The sequence below is a fragment of the Rariglobus hedericola genome, from assembly GCF_007559335.1.
Taxonomy (GTDB): Bacteria; Verrucomicrobiota; Verrucomicrobiia; order Opitutales; family Opitutaceae; genus Rariglobus; species Rariglobus hedericola.
Map to the genome: position 1 here is coordinate 1,276,883 of NZ_VMBG01000001.1, position 18,432 is coordinate 1,295,314.

General features: G+C 61.0%; 14 protein-coding genes. 3 read left to right on the forward strand and 11 right to left on the reverse strand.

The window, feature by feature from the left end:
- Positions 1-12: 12 nt before the first annotated feature.
- From FPL22_RS05595 to FPL22_RS05630, 8 genes are all read right to left on the reverse strand, one after another.
- A complete protein-coding gene (locus FPL22_RS05595) occupies positions 13-462 on the reverse strand; it encodes a MarR family winged helix-turn-helix transcriptional regulator (RefSeq protein ID WP_144229123.1) in 450 nt (149 codons plus the stop codon).
- A gap of 32 nt (positions 463-494) precedes the next feature.
- Positions 495-1,169, reverse strand: a complete 675-nt coding sequence (locus FPL22_RS05600; protein WP_144229124.1) for a hypothetical protein — start codon at positions 1,167-1,169, stop codon at positions 495-497.
- A complete protein-coding gene (locus FPL22_RS05605) occupies positions 1,166-2,173 on the reverse strand; it encodes an AAA family ATPase (RefSeq protein WP_144229125.1) in 1,008 nt (335 codons plus the stop codon). Before FPL22_RS05605 ends, FPL22_RS05600 begins: the two co-directional genes overlap by 4 nt.
- Positions 2,174-2,215: 42 nt before the next feature.
- Positions 2,216-3,289 (reverse strand): ABC transporter ATP-binding protein, encoded by a 1,074-nt coding sequence (locus FPL22_RS05610; protein ID WP_144229126.1) that lies wholly within the window; start codon positions 3,287-3,289, stop codon positions 2,216-2,218.
- On the reverse strand, positions 3,286-4,170 hold the full coding sequence (locus FPL22_RS05615) for an ABC transporter permease (RefSeq protein WP_144229127.1): 885 nt from the start codon (positions 4,168-4,170) through the stop codon (positions 3,286-3,288). Before FPL22_RS05615 ends, FPL22_RS05610 begins: the two co-directional genes overlap by 4 nt.
- A 26-nt stretch (positions 4,171-4,196) precedes the next feature.
- A complete protein-coding gene (locus tag FPL22_RS05620) occupies positions 4,197-5,225 on the reverse strand; it encodes an ABC transporter substrate-binding protein (protein WP_144229128.1) in 1,029 nt (342 codons plus the stop codon).
- A 50-nt stretch (positions 5,226-5,275) separates the two neighbouring features.
- Positions 5,276-6,094: an ABC transporter permease gene (locus tag FPL22_RS05625; protein WP_144229129.1), complete on the reverse strand. Its 819-nt coding sequence runs from the start codon at positions 6,092-6,094 to the stop codon at positions 5,276-5,278.
- A gap of 69 nt (positions 6,095-6,163) precedes the next feature.
- Entirely contained in the window at positions 6,164-7,681 is a 1,518-nt protein-coding gene (locus FPL22_RS05630) for a sigma-54-dependent transcriptional regulator (protein ID WP_238991318.1), read from the reverse strand.
- Positions 7,682-7,825: 144 nt separating this feature from the next.
- Between FPL22_RS05630 and FPL22_RS05635 the strand changes: the two genes are divergently transcribed.
- The 3 genes from FPL22_RS05635 (at position 7,826) to rrtA (ending at position 10,909) form a co-directional block, all read left to right on the forward strand.
- Positions 7,826-9,859: a VIT and vWA domain-containing protein gene (locus FPL22_RS05635; protein ID WP_144229131.1), complete on the forward strand. Its 2,034-nt coding sequence runs from the start codon at positions 7,826-7,828 to the stop codon at positions 9,857-9,859.
- Positions 9,860-9,988: 129 nt separating this feature from the next.
- Positions 9,989-10,270: a hypothetical protein gene (locus FPL22_RS05640; RefSeq protein WP_144229132.1), complete on the forward strand. Its 282-nt coding sequence runs from the start codon at positions 9,989-9,991 to the stop codon at positions 10,268-10,270.
- A 15-nt stretch (positions 10,271-10,285) separates the two neighbouring features.
- Positions 10,286-10,909 (forward strand): rhombosortase, encoded by a 624-nt coding sequence (gene rrtA / locus FPL22_RS05645; protein WP_144229133.1) that lies wholly within the window; start codon positions 10,286-10,288, stop codon positions 10,907-10,909.
- Here rrtA and FPL22_RS05650 read toward each other — a convergent pair.
- The 3 genes from FPL22_RS05650 to FPL22_RS05660 all read right to left on the reverse strand — a co-directional run bounded on the left by FPL22_RS05650 (position 10,847) and on the right by FPL22_RS05660 (position 18,427).
- Positions 10,847-13,765, reverse strand: coding sequence for an AsmA family protein (locus tag FPL22_RS05650; RefSeq protein WP_144229134.1), 2,919 nt, complete (start codon positions 13,763-13,765; stop codon positions 10,847-10,849). The two genes, rrtA and FPL22_RS05650, sit on opposite strands and share 63 nt — an antisense overlap.
- A gap of 183 nt (positions 13,766-13,948) precedes the next feature.
- Positions 13,949-15,298, reverse strand: a complete 1,350-nt coding sequence (locus FPL22_RS05655; RefSeq protein ID WP_144229135.1) for a TolC family protein — start codon at positions 15,296-15,298, stop codon at positions 13,949-13,951.
- Between the two features lie 27 nt (positions 15,299-15,325).
- A complete protein-coding gene (locus FPL22_RS05660) occupies positions 15,326-18,427 on the reverse strand; it encodes an efflux RND transporter permease subunit (RefSeq protein WP_144229136.1) in 3,102 nt (1,033 codons plus the stop codon).
- Positions 18,428-18,432: the final 5 nt, after the last annotated feature.

The window sequence follows — 18,432 nt, forward strand, 5'->3', positions numbered from 1 at the left end:
TGGAAGTGGAACTCACTCCTCGGGCAGTCGCCATGCCACCGCGCCCGCCTGCAATTCCTTCAATGACTGCAACGTCTCGCGCGCCTGCTTTTGCGTGAGCGCCCCGACGACCTGCATCACCACCGCCTGATAGGCGGGCGAAACTTTTTCCCACAACCGCCGGCCGGCCGGCGTCAGTATCACTCGATACACACGACGATCGGCGGGATCGTCCTCACGCTTCACCCAGCCGGCTTTTTCCATGCGATCGACCAAACCAGTGACGTTCGACCGGTCCACGACCAAAACATCGCCCAGTTCACGCTGACTGATGCCTTCGCCCGCCGACGCCAGCGCACTAAACACGTTATACTGCGCGGCGGTAATCCCGTGCGGACGGAAGAGGCGCTGACTCTCCCGCAGAAAAACATCCGCGGTTGTCATCACCGCACGGGTCAATTCGTGGCCAAGTTCAGGCTGCATGAGAGTCTGTTCTGCCGCCTATTGTTGATACGTCAACTAGTTTCAGGCCACGACTTCAAATCCCAAGCCAGCGAGGCAAAGCCGGGAAAATCATTCTCCAACCGGCGAAGATCGTGCGCATGCCGGCGAGCTTCACGGAGTGCGATTTCAGTTTCGTGCTGTAAGTTGGGTCGCTCGGTTCCGTAGACACGCTGCTTGAGTTCACGCCTCGTGTAGGGCGCGCGACCAAACTCCGGTCCCGCGATCCAGTTTTGTTCAGTCACGGTTTCCTCAAGTCCGCACAGATACCACGCCTCGACCGCCGGCACGGCTACGCCTACCCCGCGCAACACCCGCTCACGGCCGTGCGCCGGCGGCAGCTTCTTCGTTGACTGCCGAAAAATCGCCCGCAGCTGGCACATCCGGCAGAGCGGATGATAATACTCCGGCGCATCGTGCGCGGCGGTATGCACGACCGAGTCATCACTATCGACCACCACCACCAGCCCGTCGGTATCGGTGTTAAAATGCAGGTGTCGCACGATCGATGGCAGCACCTGTGCCACCGACGGCCAGCCACGGGCACGCAGCGCGGGCTGCACGCGCGTAAAGGGTCGCCTCAGCACCGCCTCGATCAACACCGCCACGGCTGCTTCATCGGCCGGCGACTCGCTCAGGATCGCCAGTTTCAATTTGCGCGCGGCGGGTGACGTCGGAGCGTTGCTCATTTGTCTTCGGGGACACCGCCGATCACTCCGGAAAACCACAGGTCACCCAGCGAACCCGAGGACAACATACCGGCAAGATCGGCGCGTTCATCGAGCCGGGTGAAACGGGCCGCATTCCCCTGCTTTTCCGCGATGACGACCTCTTCGGGATGATCGCGAAAGAGATCGAGTAGATAAGGCGAATGGGTCGTCGCGATCACTTGCACCGGCGTGCATTGTGCGCCGGCCTCGGAGGGATAACTCAGCCGGTAAAGTGTATCCCGAATCTCGCGCAACATGCGCGGATGCACGCCACGATCGACTTCTTCGATACACACGATGGCCGGTGGCGCGGGGTCGTAGGCGAGCGTAAGCATCGCGAGCAAGTAGAGTGTCCCTTGTGAAAGATTTTCCGCGGCGATCAACTCCCCTCCCTCAGCCATTCGCAAGCGCAGCTCCACGGTCTGATCGGCACGAATGGAAAGATCGAGGTCATCATACTCAGGCAGCAGTCGGATCAACTCGGTCGTCATACGCGCAAATGCCTCCGGATGCGCATCGCGCCGGGCGGCGAGCACCGCGGCCACATTGCCTCCGTTGGAGACGAGTTCCGTGCCGTCCTTGAGCAACGCGGGCGAAGCGATCGCGTAATGGTCGAACAGATAGCTGCGCATGCTCAACAGGCGCGCGCGCAAACCCGTCCAGTCATCCACGCCTTCCCCGGTGGGCAGCGGCACAACCTGAAGAAGGTCGCAAACCGTGTCCGATACGCAGCTGAGCACCGCTTCAAGACCGTCATGCGGAGCATCAAAACGAAACGTGATCTCGGCACCTTCGGGCCGGCGTTCGGCATCCGCCGTGGCTTGCGCCAGCGGAAGCTTGGCCAGCGCACGCAGACGCAAAATCGCCTGAATGAGGCTGGTTTTACCCGAGCCATTCGGACCGATGAGTAGGTTGAACGGCGACAGCGCAAGACTCGTGCTGCGCAGCGCCTTGAAATTCCGGAAAACAACGGAAGCGATCACGGCTTCACTCTGATTAAACTCCTACCCTTCCGCCAGCCTGCATTACTCCGTTCGCACGACCACCAGATCGTCGGTATGCAACCCGCACCACACGCGGTCGCCTTCATGAATCGCCTCAAGTAACGCGCTCTCGTTGGCGACCACCGCGGTGAGCCGCGTGCCTCCGGTAAACTCAATCAGCAGCCGATCCAGCGCGCCTTGAAACAGCTCCTCGGTCACACGCGCCTCGAAAACATTCTCACAATCGACCGGCTTTTTGGAAACATGCACTTTCTCCGGGCGCACCGAGATGAGCGCGCGTGTTGCGTCCGCCGGCCACTGCGCGGCGTTCACGGAGAGTTCCAGCCCGCCTTCGATCCGCACGCGCGCCGTGGTTGCGTCGCGTGCAACCAACTCCGCCGGCAGCAAATTCGCCTCGCCGATGAAGTCGGCCACGAACGCCGTGCGCGGTTGGTGATAGATTTCCGTCGCGGTGCCGAGTTGCTCCAGACGACCTTTGTTGAACACCGCGATGCGGTCGCTCATGGACAGCGCCTCCTCCTGATCGTGCGTCACGAAGACAAAGGTCATGCCGAGGATTTTCTGGAGTCGCTTCAGCTCGATCTGCATTTGCCCGCGTAGCTTGGCATCAAGCGCGGAGAGCGGTTCGTCGAGCAACAGAACCGACGGACGCGGCACGATGGCACGCGCAAGGGCGACGCGCTGGCGTTGTCCGCCGGAAAGTTGCGCGGGCTTGCGGTTCTCGAAACCTGTCAGCGCCACCAGCTCGATCACTTCCGCAATGCGCACGGCCGCCTCGGCAGCGGGAACTTTCTGCATGCGCAGGCCAAAGCCTATATTCTCGCGCACCGTCATGTGCGGGAAGAGCGCGTAGCTCTGGAAAACCTGGTTCACGTTACGACGATACGGCGCGAGATGCGTGACATCCTCGCCGCCGATTCGAATGAGACCTTCGTCGGGTGTCTCGAAGCCTGACAACATGCGTAGCAACGTGGTTTTCCCGCAACCGGACGGTCCGAGCAACGTGATGAACTCCCCGGCTTTGATATGCAGGTTGACGTCGTGCACGGCGGTGAAATCGCCGAAGCGTTTGGTGACTCCGTTGATTTCGATCATGAGTGCGAATCGCGCGAACCGCGGCGCTGGATTAGCGCGTAGGCGATAATGAACATGAGGGTAAAGACGACGCCGAGCGCGGCGCCGAACGGCCAGTTACGGGCCTTGAAAAACTGATTCTGAATGACGTTGCCGATCATCGGCACCTTGGCGCCGCCCATGAGATCGGTAATCGCAAACATTCCAATCGCCGGCACGAACACGAGGAGGATACCCGCCGCGATGCCCGGCCAAGTCAGCGGCACGATGACTTCGGAAAATGCCCGCACCGGTCCGGCGCCCAGATCATGGGCCGCCTCGACCAGTGCATTATCGAGTTTCTCCGCACTGCCGTAAATCGGCAGAATCATAAACGGCAGATAAGCGTAAACCAAACCGATCACCACGGCGGCCGGCGTGTAGAGAATTTCCAACGGCTCGGGAATCACGCCGGCGGAAAGCAGGAAGCCGTTGAGCAGCCCTTCGCTTTTCAGAATCGTGATCCACGCGTAGGTGCGGATGAGGAAGCTCGTCCAAAACGGAATCATCACGAGCAGCAGCAGCCGGTTGCGAACCGCCTCGCGTTGCCGCGCGATGAACCACGCGACCGGATAGCCAAGCATCACGCACAACGCAGTCGTGAGCGCGGCATAACAAATGGAACGCCAGAGGACGTTCAGGTAGATAGGATCGAAAACGCGTTGGTAATTTTCAAAGGTGAACTCAAACACCACGCGCCCGAGATCATCGCGGGAGCAAAAGCTGTAAACGAACAGGATAGCCATCGGCACGATCACAAACAGAACGAGCCAGGCGAGCATAGGCGCCAGCAGCACCCAGCCCCACAGGCGCGGGCTGCGCGCATGCGGGCTGTCGGAAGATGCCGATGGCAGCGTCTGCATCAGAAATCAGACTGCGAAACGCCGGCTCACTTGGCGTTCTTCAAATCCGTGACCAGTTCGTCGATCAGGGCGCCACTTTCGCCGAGATGACGGAAGGTATCGAGCTTGCGATCGGTCTTCGGGTAGCTGGCGGGATTGGCGAGCTGCTCGGGCGTGAGCTGCTTACGGGCTTCGCCATTGGGATTCGTGTAGGGAAACTCTTCGGAGATCAGCACGCTCACTTCGGGACGCAGGATGTAATCCAGGAATTTGTGAGCGGCGGTCTGGTTCTTCGAGCCCTTGGGGATCGCGAGGATATCGACAAACATGTGGGCGCCTTCGGAAGGCAGGTGATATTGGAATTTCTTGTTTTCGTTCCAGAGGATCGCGGCTTCACCACCCCAGACGAGACCGAGGTCGACATCGCCGTTGAGCAACGCGGTCTTGGGGCTATCGGAGTCGAACAGCTTGATATTCTTAAACCAGCCAGCGAGGACCGGACGGGCTTTTTCGAGGTTGGCAGAGGTGATGTCGTTCAAACCGATGCCGAGCGTGTAGAGCGCACCCACCACGAGTTCGCGGCCGTCATCCAAGGCAACGATGCGTCCCTTATATTTATTAGAGAAAAGATCGGCGTAGCCCTTGACCGGCTCCTTCACTTTTTCGGTGTTCACCACGATGCCAACCGTGCCGGCCATGTAGGGAATCGTAAACGCCTGCTCGGGATCGTGAGGCATCTTCGTAAACTCCGGCAGGATGTTTTTGAAGTTCGGGAGTTTCTTGTAATCGAGAGGGATGAGCAGCTTGTTTTTGATAAGCGCCTCGGCGATGTAATCGGGTGGCTGGATCAGGTCGTAACGCGTGCCGCCGGCGAGCAACTTGGCGAGCATCTCCTCACCGGAGGCGAAGGTCTCGTAGTTGACCTTGATGCCCGTCTCTTTTGTGAAGCCGTCGAGCACGGTCTGCGGGATGTATTCGGACCAGGCGTAAAGGTTGAGTTCTTTGTCGGCAGCGCGACCAGTGACGGCGAACGTCGCGGCCAGCACGAATAGAGGGAGAAGACGGAGGAGTTTCATGGTAAGAAGATTGAAGGTAAAATCGCTTGAGCGGGAAGCGCGCCAGTGGCTCAGCGGGCCGATAGTTTTTTGAGGTGATTGGAGAACAACACGAACGCGACCGTCGTGAGAATAAAAAGGGCTGAAAGCGCGTTGAGCATCGGATTGAGGCCGATCTTGGCCATGCCGAAAACCACCGTTGGCAGCGTCGCCGAGCCGGGGCCGGTGGTGAACACCGTGATGATGAGTTCGTCCATAGAGAGCGTGAACGCCATCAACGCGCCCGAAATAATCGCCGGCCGCAGGCACGGCACGATCACGAGCCAAAAGGCCTTCAGCGGTGACGCTCCTAGGTCCAAAGCAGCCTCTTCCAGTGCCGGGTCCAGTCCCTGCAACCGCGCCTGCACCGCTACCATGACGAACGGGAAGCAAAACGTCACGTGCGCCAGAATCACCGTGAGGTAGCCCAGCTCAAGATGCACCACGGTGAAAAATATCAACAGGCTGATGCCCATCACGATTTCCGGCATGATCATCGGCACGCAGATGAGCGTCTGGATCGTCCGCGTAAACCGGTAGCGATACCGGTGCAACAACCACGCACCGCCGGTCCCGATCACGACTGAAGCTACCGTGGTGAACGCCGCGATGATCAGGCTGTTTTTGAGCGAGCGGATGATGCGCACGTTGTCCCACACATCGGCATACCACCGGACCGTGAAGCCCTCCCATACGATGTTGAGCTTCGACGTGTTGAACGAATACGCCACCAGCACGAGGATCGGCAGGTAGAGGAAGATAAACACTCCCGTCGTCCAGACGCCAAAGCCGAGGTTCAACAACCTCAGGCCCGAAGGCATCAACGGACGCGACGTGGACGATTTCGGCATGGCGCTGCCCTGTGTTTTGCGGGCACCACGGACCGAAGCAAGCGGTTTGGCGAGCGAACTGCCGGCAACTTATAACCGCGCCTTCACCGTGCGACGGTCGAGATCGAGACGGCGTGCGGTCTCCTCCACCGTGCCGACCTGCGCGTGCACCTGCCTCGTGTAACGCCGCAACACCTCCTCCGCCGTAAGCCGTCCGCCCGCCAGCAGCGTGTTCCAGTCCTCCCCTGCCCCGACGCCCAGCGCCGCCGGCCGGTAGCTGCCTCGCACGAGCAGATTGCGCATGCATTGCTCCAGCTCACGGAAGTTGCCCGGCCACGCGTAATCCGCTCCGAGGTTTTTCCCGATCCAGTCCACCGTCTCTCTCGCAAAAGCAGATCCCTCGCCCGCCCCGAGCAAACGCGTGGACACATAACCCACCAGCACCGGCAATTCATCCGGACTGTCATCCAATTGATCGCGCAACGAGGGCGTCTGAATCAAGTCCGAGCACAACCGGTAGTAAAAATCCTCGCGAAAACGCCCCGCGCGGATTTCCGCCGCCAGATCGCGATTGGTCGCCGCGATGATTTTGCCTTTAAACGTGCGCGTCTCGGTATCGCCGAGTCGTTGAAAGGTCCGCGATTGCAGCACACGCAACAGCTTCACCTGGATGCCCGTCTCGACGTCGCCGATTTCATCGAGGAACACCGAGCCCGCGGCCGGACACGTTTCCATCCAGCCTTCACGATCCGCCAGCGCGCCGGTAAACGCCCCGCGCCGGTGACCGAACAACTCCGACTCGATGAGCGTCGGCGACAATGCCGACAGATTGAGCGGGAAAAACGCCGCCGTTGAAAAATCATCCGTGAAGCCGCCCCGGCGCGGATCAAACGGCAAATAACGCGACAGCGCGATCGCCCGCGCGACCAGCTCCTTGCCCGTGCCAGACGGCCCCGTGATCAGCGTCGCAAAGTCCCCCATGCTCGTGTGCAGCACCCGGCGATAACGCTTCAGGTCATGCGTGAACACCGACTGCCAGATCGCCGCGCGCAACCGCGCCATCGGTGCCGAGCCGCCCGCCAGCGAACGAAAAATGTGATGGAATGCCCGGCGGATTTGAAACGCGCACGCGAAGAGGTGCGGTGCCGGTTGCGTGTCCAAAAGCGCCAGTCCCGGCAACGTCAGCAAACGGTCCACATCGGCTTTGAACGCCGGATAAAACTCCACGCGCATTCCCCCCGCACCCCCGTTTTCAGAAAGCTCCGTGCGGATCACCGCGTCGAAGCGCAGCGCATACGTCTGATAAAGCCAGAAGCCCGCCAGCTCCTCGTAGTTGGTCGCCTCGGCTTTCGCTACACGGCCATCTCGCGGCCACCGCGCACGCACCTGTTCGAGCACCGCTGCGGCGCGTTCCGTGAGCCGCAGGTGATTGGGATGCGACGCCTCCGCAGGCGGCAGTTTGTTCCACTCCGCACCCGCCGCCACGAAACCCGCGCCCAAGGCCGCGCGCTCTCCCTCGACCCGCTCAGGCAGGAATGGATTGGTCGTGTTAATCAGCGCCACCGCTTCGGCAAACCGCCGTTCTTCAGCCGTGAACAAGGAAGACATATACATTTTATGTCATACGGCTGTTCTTTTTATGTCAATTAAGCCAACCAATTAAATACTCACAATAACCACTAAACACTCATCATCATGTAGTTAATAAAACTCGCCTCACCTTGGCATCCGCTGAGCAAAGCAAGCGATGTCATGAAAACCAAATCGCTCATTCTCACCGGCCTGCTCGCCTTCGCCGCCGCGCTTACACCTGCGGCGTTTGCGGGCGGCACACTGACGCCTGTCGGCTCTCCGCACGCACCGATCCAGATTCGCTCTCATCAGGTCAACGTGACCATCAACAACGGTTTCGCCCAAACCGAGGTGCTGCAGACGTTCTTCAATCCCAACCCGACCGATCTCGAAGCCCTCTACGTCTTCCCGGTTCCAAAGAGCGCGAGTCTCTCCGAGGTCACGATCACCTCAGGCGAAAAAACCTTGAACGGCGAAGTGCTCCCCAAAAAGGAAGCCGAGACGATCTACGAAGAAGAAAAGTCCAAGGGCAACGATGCCGGCCTCACCACTAAAAACGGTTACCAAAACTACGAGTTCAAGATCACGCCCGTCCGCGCCAACGCCGAGACTCAGTTGCGCTTCGTGTATTACCAACCTCTCGAAATCGACACCGGCGTGGGTCGCTATGTTTACCCGCTCGAGGAAGGCGGCACCGACGAGGTCGCCAAGAGTTTCTGGCAGCCCGCCCACTCGACCGTCGAGGGTCGCTTCGCCATTAACGTCACGCTCAAATCCGCCTGGCCCGTCGCCGATGTGCGCGTCCCCGGATTCGAAAACGCCACCGTCACCAACAAACTCGACGCCGGTCACTACACGCTTTCGCTCGATCGCACCGGCGCGAAGCTCGATCGCGACTTTGTGCTCTACTATCGCCTGGCCGACAACCTCCCCGGCCGCGTAGAGGTCATTCCTTACCGCGCCGACAAGTCCAAGCCCGGCACCTTCATGATGGTCGTCACCCCCGGCATCGATCTGCAGCCCATCACGAGCGCCGACTACACCTACGTCCTCGACGTGTCGGGCTCCATGCAGGGAAAAATCGCCACGCTCGCCAACGGCATCAGCCAGGCCCTCGGCCAGATGCGCCCCGCCGACCGTTTTCGCATCATCACATTTAACAACAACGCCACTGAGATCCTCGGCTGGACGACCGCCACTCCCGAAAACGTCGCCAACGCTACCACGCTGGTGAAAGCCATGCAGCCCAACGGCGGCACCAACATCTACGCCGGCCTGCAGCTCGCCCTCAAAAACCTCGATGCCGACCGCGCCAGCAGTGTCGTCCTCGTCACCGACGGTGTGACCAACGAGGGCATCGTCGATCCCGCCAAGTTCCACGCGCTCTTGAAACAGCAGGACGTGCGCTTCTTCGGATTCCTCATGGGCAACAACGCCAACTGGCCGCTCATGCGCGCCATGGGTGATGCGACCGGCGGTTTCTACACTGGTGTATCCAACTCCGATGACATCGTCGGACAGCTCCTCCTCGCCAAATCCAAGATCGCCTTCGAGTCACTCCATGACGCCTCGTTCAAATTCACCGGTGCCCGCGTGTCCGAGACGACCGGCGATCTCCCGCAGAAAATCTACCGCGGCCAGCAACTCGTGATCTTCGGCCGCTACGACGGCGCCGGCCCGGCCACGGTCTCGCTCAAAGCCAGACTCACCGGCGAAGACAAAACCTACACCACCACGTTCAACTTCCCCGAGGTCGACACCGACAACCCTGAGATCGAACGTCTCTGGGCGCTCGCCCAGATCGAGCAGATCGAACTCAAGGAAGCCATCGGCCAGATGCCCGCCTCTGAATCGAAGGATGCCATCATCAGCCTCGGCGTTACCTACCAGCTCGTGACCGATCACACCGCGATGCTCGTCCTTGATGATGCCACGCACGCGAGCCGCGGTATTGATCGCAAGAATCAGCAACGCACCGCCACCGAGCGCACCGCGCAGAGCGTCCGCTCCTCGCGGCCTGTTAAGAGTTACCAAGTCGATGCCCAACAGCCCACCTACTCCGCTCCGGCTCCTCATGTGAGCCACTCGGGTGGTGGTGGTGGCGGTGGTGCCCTTGATCGCAAGGACATCGTCATGCTCGCCGTCATCATCGGTCTGGTCGGAGGCGCCTACGCCGGTCGCCAAGCCATGAAACGCAAATCGGATAAAGAGTAACCTGCCTCATAAAACCGCGGGCGTGGACGAGCCACGCCCCTACCCACTCCGACGTAGGGGCGCGCCTCGTGCGCGCCCGCTCCGCGAAAAAATTCACTCGACTCACATCTGTTTAAAATTCCAGCCCACATGTCGCTCACACCTCCTCCACTTCCCGAGATGCCCGGACTCACTCCGATCCCAAAGCTACCCAAGCACGGCTTTTTCCCGCCGGAGATCATCAAGGCAGTGGCCTTTTATATCATCTCCTTATGCATCCTGGCCGGCGTCATCGTGTGCATTCTTGCCATCTGGGATTTTGCAAATCGGGACACGTTGTGGCGCTTCGCATCGTCATTCCTCGTCGTGGCCGCCGGCAGCGTGCTGTTTGCTTACGTGAACGGCATGTTTGGCGACAAACGCGGGCTTTAACATTCATCGCCCGTCATGAAACGCCTGCCTTGGTCCACCCTCACCGTCTCCGTGCTCGCAGTGATCATTCACTTCGTGCCGGCGCTGGGTAACGTGTTGCAGTTTGACCGCGCGGCCGTCGCACACGGACAGGTATGGCGTTTCTTCAGCGCGCATCTCACCCACTTCGGCGATGATCATCTGCGCTGGGACCTGCTCGCGTTTGTCATTCTGGGCGCGATGGCCGAACGCATTTCGCGGCGCGCCTTTCTGCTCACGCTGGGTGTGTCCGCGCTCATCATCAGCACCGGCGTGTGGGTCGCCCAACCGCAGTTCACCACCTACCGCGGACTCTCCGGTATCGACTCGGCATTGTTCAGTTTCGTCATCGCGGATCTACTGGCGACCGGCTGGCGCGAACGCCACCGGTTTTCGCTCATCGTAGGTGTCGCAGCACTCGGCGGATTTCTCGCCAAGTGCGTGTTTGAAGTCCTCACTGGCAACACGGTTTTTGTCGAAGCAGGCGAAGTCTTCGCGCCCGTGCCGCTGGCCCATCTCCTCGGCGGAGCCGTGGGCGCGGCCGTGGTGATGTGGCAATCAGTTCGCCATCGCGCGATCCAGCAACCGCTGCAATTGCGAGGTGCCGATCGCCTGCAGTGAGCCATCCAGCTTCAACTCCTCAACCAACGGGGAGTAACCGAGTTTGTCAGGCTGACCTTCGATCAACTTCAACGTGCGCAAGTCGGCGGCGAGTTTGTCCTTTGCGCCTACCTGTAGATTCACTAGCAAAGGCTGCTGCATCAAAGGCACGCCGGGTTGATAAGTGATCTCACCCGAGCCCGTGAGATGAATGAGCGGAGAGATTACGGAAAGAGTTTTGATGCCCAGGTTGTTTTTCTCGTCACGACCGACAACCAGTTCGAGCTGATCAAATTGGATCGAAGTAAACTGCTTGGTCACATCCGCGGCGGCACGCACGCGATCGGCATATTTCACCGTGGAATCGCTGCCGGCGAGCGCGCCGAAAAGCCCCGCCACCGCAGCGACACGGCCGGCATTCTCGGCATTAGCACCCGCTTTCACACTGATTGCTTTCAGTGTGCCTTGGCGACTGGAGAGCTTGATATCGCCGACCACGCTTTCAGTAAAACCCGCAGGCTCAATCGCGCGGCCGGCCAGTTGAGTCGTCAGGTTGAACTTGCCCTCGACCGGCGAAGGCTTGCCCGGTGAAAGCGCCCGCAGAATCGGCGCGGGTTCCACATCCGTGAGCGCGACATCCGCCTTGAGGGCGTAGGGCTGCTTTTGCTTCGCATCGAATTGCAAATCACCGCCGGCCTTAAACGTGCCACCGGTCTTTAAGGCGGCGCCGATGTTTTCCAAGGTCAGCGCAGCGGGCGTGATTTTGATCATTCCTTCCACGCCGGTGACCTGAATATCGCCGGTGTAAATGATCTTCTTGAATGCGATCTTCAACTCGCCCGTCACACCGTCCCACAACGGTGCGGTGGGAGCGGGAGCAGCAGGAGGCGTGACCGGTTTCGTCGGCGCGGGCACCGGTGCGGCCGGGGCCGTCGCCTGGGCCGGTGATGGTGACACCGAAGAGAACAGCATGAGATCGGCGACGTTGAGCGTATCACCGGTGAGCTGGGCTTTGATGTCGGTGTTCTTTTCGGCGGGCGTGATGACCGCGCCGAGCGTCAGGTCGGAACGACGGCCCGCCTGCGTGATCACGATCGGCACCGTGGCATCAATGCGGCCCGCCGCGTTTATGTCGGCCCTCGCCTGCAGCGCGACTGACGGCAGCGCCGAGGACACATCGTTGGCAGCGACCAGATCGGCGAGTTGCAGCGTAAACGTGGCTGACTGCAGCTTGGCAATCGACGCACTGAAATCTCCGCGTGCCAGACCGCGCTTAAGCGCGACCGAACCCGCGGCGACCGGCTGCGTCAGCGCAACTGGCAGATTGATCTCGTAAGCGCCTTCCGCCTTGAGTGGTTGATCGGTGCGCTCGGTTTCCTGCGAAGCGCGCGCAGTGAACTTGAGCAAGGGCGCGGCGGCGCTGAGCACGGTCAGATCGGTGACCTGGGCGGTCCAGCCCTTCGGCGTGTAATCGGCCTCGGTCGCGAGCGAAATGTTCAGCCCGCTCACAATTGGCTTGCCGGCCTTCGAGGCGGAAAAATTCACGAGCGTGATCGGCGTGACCGGACGCAGCTTAAAGCCGCCGTCGCTGGTGATATCGGCGGAGAATTCTCCGCGCACCGGCTCTCCGGTGATCGCGAGATCCCCGAGAAACGGACGCGACCAGGTGAGCGGAATCGCATCCAGTTTCACCCGCAACCATGCAGCCGATTGGTCGCCGGTTTTCAGCACGCCCGTGGTGGTGTTCAGCTCCAAGGAGCTGGCCGCGCTTGCGCTGAAAACGGGCTTGGGGTTCGACACGCGCACATCGAAACCGCTCAGGCGAACAACCTCGCCGTCCTTGGCTGCATCAAAGGTCAGTTCGAAATTGAGCGGACCAAACGCGGAGAACTCCGGCTGGATCGCGTCCAGTTTATCGACGGAAGCGGTGATCATGCCCTTGGCATTCACGAGTGTAAAAGCTCGGTTGGAGCCCAGCGTGCCTGAGCCTTTCACCACAAATTCCGGCAACGGCTTGCCCAGTGAAAACGGCGCGACATCCGCGCTGACTACATCGAGTTTCCATGAGCCGACCACCGGCGCGGCACCTTCCGCGAGTTTGATTTCGACCGCCACGAGTTCGCGCATACCGGAGCGGACATCGGCCTTGTAGTTTTCAACTGCACCGTCGCGGGCGGCCGACAATGCAAAGTTCATCTTGGCGCCAGCCGGCAGCTGCGGGTCGGTCGCCGTCGCGGCGGCGTCGATAGTAAATCGGTCAAAGGTGCGCGGTGAATTCATGCGTGCGCCCAGCACCGCATTCACGGACACGCTCGACGCGCCGGTCTTAAGATCGCTGGTAAGCGTGAACTTACCGTCTTTGCCCGAGGCGATGCCGCCGCCGGTGATCGAAACCTGCGCACGGCCTTCGGGCAGGAAGACTTCGCCGGAGAGATCAACGCCGTCCACCGCGAGGTCCACGGGCAGTTCGATGAGTTTAAAGATGCCGTCGAAGGCGGACTTCGCGGATTCGGCCGGATCTGATGCGGTCGGCCTGACGACCGATCCTGAACGTGGGATCAGGTCGAGCACCCAGCCCTTGGCGACGAGGCGGCGGACTTCGACTTTGCCGCCGACGGCGTCGACGACGTTCACCTCGATCTCGGCAGAGGGAATCGTGAGCACGAGGCCGGGCTGGATGACGCGGATGTTGTCGATACGGGTTTTGTTGATGCCCGCATCCACCCGGCCGATCGCCACGGTGAGCTCCGGCGTGGCGGGAGCGAATTTATGCGCGGCCCACGTTTGCACGCCGGGGGTGAAAGCGAGGGCGATGACGATCAGCACCAGCACTGCGAAGGATGCCAGACCGATGAAAAGAAGACGGAGAGGTTTCATGGCGAAAGGGTTCCGAGGGGACGCCAGCGTGCCCTCATTCAAGGGGACATAGCAAGCGGCGCGGCGTTCCGGTTTTTGCGTTAATCTTTCCGGCTATCATCCGCGCAACTGCCGCACGTGCCCAAAAAAGAGCCGCGAAGGATTTCTCCTTCGCGGCTTTGGGTATCGGACTCGCTGGCGGCGTTACTTCGCGGCGGCCGGATCGGCGAGGTAAACATCCGGCTCGCCCAAGGCGCGGCGGAGGTTGGCCAGCGCCACGTTGTAGCTGTAATTGGCTTGAAGCTGATTGTTGCGAGCCTGGGTCAACGCGACCTGCGCCTGCAACACATCGAGCTGCGTCGCGCTGCCGGCACCGTAGCGGGCATCGGAGAGGCGCACCGACTCCTCGGCCTGACCGACCACCTTCACGGCGGCCTCGGCGAGTTCGGCGGCTTCTTGAAGCGACGACAATGCGGTGCGCACTTCGACTTCCACAGCGAGGGTCTGCTCGCTCAGAGTGAGACCGGCCTGACGCGCCTGCGAGCGGGCCTGCGCCACGCGGCCGGCGGTGGCGCGACCATCGAAGATCGCCCAGTTGGACTCGACGCCGACGGTCCAGCCCTTGCGGGAGTCGTCAAACTCATCGGAGCGCGTGTCTTTGAAGAGACCGTAGCTGCCCACGAGATCGAGCGTGGGGCGATAGGTGGACTTCGCGAAGTCGATATTGCGCTCCTGCGCCTGCACGATCTTCGCAAAACGGAGCAACTCGGGGCGGTTCACGCGGGCGCTGTCGAGGGACGCCTGCAAGTCGTAGGACGCAGGAGTGAACTCCAGCGTGCCGACGAACTCAGGCGTGCGACGGAGGTTTTCCTTCGTGGTATTGATGTAACCAATCGACTGGCGGAGCTGATCGGTCGAGGTGCGGAAGGTGTTGCGAGCGCGAATGAGCTGGGGCTTGGCATTGGCGAGTTCGACCTCGGCGCGGAGCACTTCGAAGTTCGACACGCTGCCGGCTTCGAAACGGTTCTTCGCGTTGGTGAGCTGCTCTTCCAAGAGCTTCACGTTCTGCTCCTGCACCTTGATCGTTTCGCGGGCGAGGAGGACGTTGAAGAAGCGCGTGCGCACTTCGAGCAACGCGTTGTTGATCACGGAACGCAGCTCAAGCAACGAGGCCTCGCGGATAACCTTCTGGGCATCCAGCGCGGACTTGATACCACCGCCGGCGTAGAGGGCCTGGCGCGCCTCGATGGCGATGCTCCAGTTCTGGTCACTAGGCGGAGCGGACTGCGAAATCTCCTCGTCGTTGCGCGTGTAGGAACCCACGGCGGCCACGTTGGGCAGCGCGCGGGCCTTCACTTCAACGATGAGACCTTCCTGCTCCTTGATGCGCTCGCGCGCCTGACGGATGGCGAAGTTGTTTTCGACGGCGTAGATGACCGCCGTGCGCAGATCGAGTTGAACGGGAACATCGGGCACCGGAGCCGGCGCGGGTTGTTGGGCGAAGATCGCCGGAGCAGCCAGCAGGGCGAGCGAAAGACTGAACACTGATTTCATAAATGGAGGAATGAGAACGAGGTTTGATTAATGCGCAACTTGCGGAGGTGAAACCTCCGAGGATTTCACGCCGGCGGCGGAGTTTCCTTTATTATGCTCCTTGGCGATCAACATGTAGAAGGCGGGCACCACCAGGAGGGTGAAGAACGAGCCGACCGCCATGCCCACCACGAGCACCCAGCCGATGCTGTTACGCGAACCGGCGCCGGGGCCGGAGACGAAAATCAGCATGATGTGACCGAAGACCGTCGCGGCCGAGGTCATCAACACCGGGCGAAGACGCGTGGCCGCAGCCTCTCGAATGGCGTCACGCTTGGAACGGCCCTGCTCCTGAAGCTGGTTGGCAAACTCCACGATTAAGATGCCGTTCTTCGCAATCAGGCCCACCAGCGTGATCAGACCGATCTGCGAATAGATGTTGAGCGTCGTTTCCCACAGGAAGATCGGGAGCATCGCGCCGACCAGCGCCAGCGGCACCGAGCCGAGAATGATGATGAACGGATCGCGGAAGCTGTTAAACTGCGCCGCCAGCACGAGAATGATCAGCAGCAGCGCCAGGGCGAATGAGGTCCAGAGTGCACTTCCTTCAGACCGCAACTGGCGAGACTGGCCGCCGTAATCGACCGAGTAGTCGGGAGGGAGAATCTCCTTCGCCTTCGCCTCGAGCTTCTTCAAAGCGACGTCGATGGACGGGCCCACTCCGGTGATCTTGACCGCGTTGAGCTGCTGGAAACGGTTCAGCCCGCGGGGCTCGACCGTGTCCTTGAGCGTGGCGATCGTGGAGAGCGGGATGAGCGAACCATTCGGCCCGCGCACATGGTAATCGAGGAGCTGCGCCGCGTTGAGACGGTCAACACGCTCGACTTGCGGGATGACGCGGTAGCTGCGTCCGTCGTTGACGAAGCGGTTGACGTAGCCACCGCCGAGCAACGAACCGAGGTCCTGCGAGATGTCGCTCAGGTTCAGTCCCATCGCGGCGACCTTGTCCTTGTCGATCACGATCTCGACCTGCGGAAGGTCGAACTTCAGATCGCTGTCGGCGAAGAAGAACGTCGGCATGCCGTTCGGATCGTTGGCTTCGCCGTTCGCATAAATGAGGAGCTGGTTGGCAAACTCATTCATCTGGCGATGGTCGGCGGTGGAGCGGATCACGAACTCGATCGGAAACTGTCCGCTCGCGGGCAAGGGCTCGGGCGTGCTCACGACCGCCTGCATGCCGGCGATTTTCGTGGCCGGGCCTTGCAAGGCCAGCTGGATTTCCTCGGTGGAACGCGTGCGTTCCGAAAAGGGCTTCAGGATGACGCCGCCGAAGCCGAACGCGGTCGAGGTGATCTGGAACGAGTTGGCGTATTCAGGCAGCGTCTTGAACATCGCCTGCACCTCCTCGGCAAACATCTGGTTGTGCTCGATCGTGCCGTTGGGCGGAGGCAGCAGGAAGGTCTGCACGAAGCCTTGGTCCTCCTTGGGAGCCAGTTCGTTTTGCGCCATCATGATAAACGGCACCAGCAGCAGGGAGCAGAGAAACGCCACGGTGATCGTGACCGGCACCCAGTTGAGGCTGTGGTCGATCAGGCGGTCGTAACGCGCGCGCAGCCGGTCGAAGGCGCGGTTGATCTTGCCCGAGAAACCCTTGCCCTCGTGGTCATGGTCCTGGAGCAGGTAGGCGCTCATCATCGGCGAGAGCGTGAGCGCGACGACACCGGAAACCAGCACCGCGCCGGCCAGCGTGAAGGCGAACTCGCGGAACAGCGCGCCGGTCAGGCCGCCTTGGAAACCGATCGGGGCGTAAACCGCCGCCAGCGTGATGGTCATCGAGATGACCGGGCCGACCAGTTCGCGTGCGCCGAGGATCGCCGCATCGATGCGGGATTTACCCTCGCGGATGTGACGCTCGATATTTTCCACCACGACGATGGCGTCGTCCACCACGATACCGACCGCCAGCACGATCGCGAGGAGCGTGAGCAGGTTGATCGTGAACCCGGCGATCAGCATGATGAACAGCGCGCCGATCAGCGACAGCGGCATGGCCACGATCGGAATCAGCACGGAGCGCAGCGAGCCGAGGAAGAAGAAGATCACGATCGAAACAATCAGCAGCGTCTCAAGGAGCGTCTTCACGATCTCCTTGAGCGCGTCGTCGATGTAGGCGGTTCCGTCGTAACCGATCTCGGCATTCAGGCCGGCGGGCAGGCGCTGTTGCAGATCGGGGATCGCCTCGCGCACGCGCTGGATCACCTCGAGTGTGGACTCCGTCGGCAGCACCCAGATGCCCATGAAGGTCGCCTTCTTTCCACCGAAACGAACCGCGTCGTCATAGCTCTCGGCGCCCAGTTCAACTTCGGAGACGTCCTGCAACCGGATGACCGCACCATTCCGCTCGGCAACGACGAGTTGTTTGAATTGATCGACGTTCTTGAGGTCGGTGTCGGCCACGAGGCTCACCGAGATCATCGAACCCTTGGTCGAGCCCACCGCGGCGAGCGCGTTGTTGCTGGCCAGTGCGGCGCGCACTTCGGAGGCGCTGATGCCGCGGGCGGCGAGTTGCTCGGGCTTGAGCCACACGCGCATCGCGAAGACGCGGCCGCCGAGGATGTCGGCGCGCTGCACGCCCTTGATGGACGCGAGCTGCGGCTGGACAACGCGGTTCAGGTAGTCGGTGACTTGGTTTGGCTCAAGCGTGTCGGAGTAGAAACTCAGATACATCGAGGCGAACTGGTTGTCGCTGGTCTCGACGTTGATGGTCGGGGCCTCGGACTCCGGCGGGAGTTCGCTGCGCACCTGGTCGATCTTGGAACTGATCTGCGCGAGCGCCGCGTTGGTGTCGTAGTTGAGGCGCAGATACACGTTGATCGTGCTCATGCCCGCCACGCTCGTGGAGTCCATGTAGTCGATGCCATCGGCACTGGCGATGACGCGCTCGAGCTGCGTGGTGATGTAGCCGCGCACCGTCTCGGCGCTGGCGCCGAAATAGGTCGTGGTCACCTTCACCACCGCGCTGTCACTGCGGGGATACTGGCGGACGTTCAGCTTGCCGTAGGACACCAAGCCGATGACGAGGATCGCTATGCTGACCACCAGTGCGATGACTGGTTTGCGAACGAAGAGGTCGGTAAAACTGGATTTCATTGATA

Excerpts from the sequence above, each read along its gene's own strand:
- FPL22_RS05640 (WP_144229132.1), top strand. The coding sequence starts at position 9,989 with ATGTCGCTCACACCTCCTCCACTTCCCGAGATGCCCGGACTCACTCCG.
- FPL22_RS05595 (WP_144229123.1), bottom strand. The coding sequence starts at position 462 with ATGCAGCCTGAACTTGGCCACGAATTGACCCGTGCGGTGATGACAACC.
- FPL22_RS05630 (WP_238991318.1), bottom strand. The coding sequence starts at position 7,681 with ATGTCTTCCTTGTTCACGGCTGAAGAACGGCGGTTTGCCGAAGCGGTG.
- FPL22_RS05655 (WP_144229135.1), bottom strand. The coding sequence starts at position 15,298 with ATGAAATCAGTGTTCAGTCTTTCGCTCGCCCTGCTGGCTGCTCCGGCG.
- FPL22_RS05650 (WP_144229134.1), bottom strand. The coding sequence starts at position 13,765 with ATGAAACCTCTCCGTCTTCTTTTCATCGGTCTGGCATCCTTCGCAGTG.
- FPL22_RS05625 (WP_144229129.1), bottom strand. The coding sequence starts at position 6,094 with ATGCCGAAATCGTCCACGTCGCGTCCGTTGATGCCTTCGGGCCTGAGG.
- FPL22_RS05635 (WP_144229131.1), top strand. The coding sequence starts at position 7,826 with ATGAAAACCAAATCGCTCATTCTCACCGGCCTGCTCGCCTTCGCCGCC.
- FPL22_RS05600 (WP_144229124.1), bottom strand. The coding sequence starts at position 1,169 with ATGAGCAACGCTCCGACGTCACCCGCCGCGCGCAAATTGAAACTGGCG.
- FPL22_RS05615 (WP_144229127.1), bottom strand. The coding sequence starts at position 4,170 with ATGCAGACGCTGCCATCGGCATCTTCCGACAGCCCGCATGCGCGCAGC.
- FPL22_RS05610 (WP_144229126.1), bottom strand. The coding sequence starts at position 3,289 with ATGATCGAAATCAACGGAGTCACCAAACGCTTCGGCGATTTCACCGCC.
- rrtA (WP_144229133.1), top strand. The coding sequence starts at position 10,286 with ATGAAACGCCTGCCTTGGTCCACCCTCACCGTCTCCGTGCTCGCAGTG.
- FPL22_RS05660 (WP_144229136.1), bottom strand. The coding sequence starts at position 18,427 with ATGAAATCCAGTTTTACCGACCTCTTCGTTCGCAAACCAGTCATCGCA.
- FPL22_RS05620 (WP_144229128.1), bottom strand. The coding sequence starts at position 5,225 with ATGAAACTCCTCCGTCTTCTCCCTCTATTCGTGCTGGCCGCGACGTTC.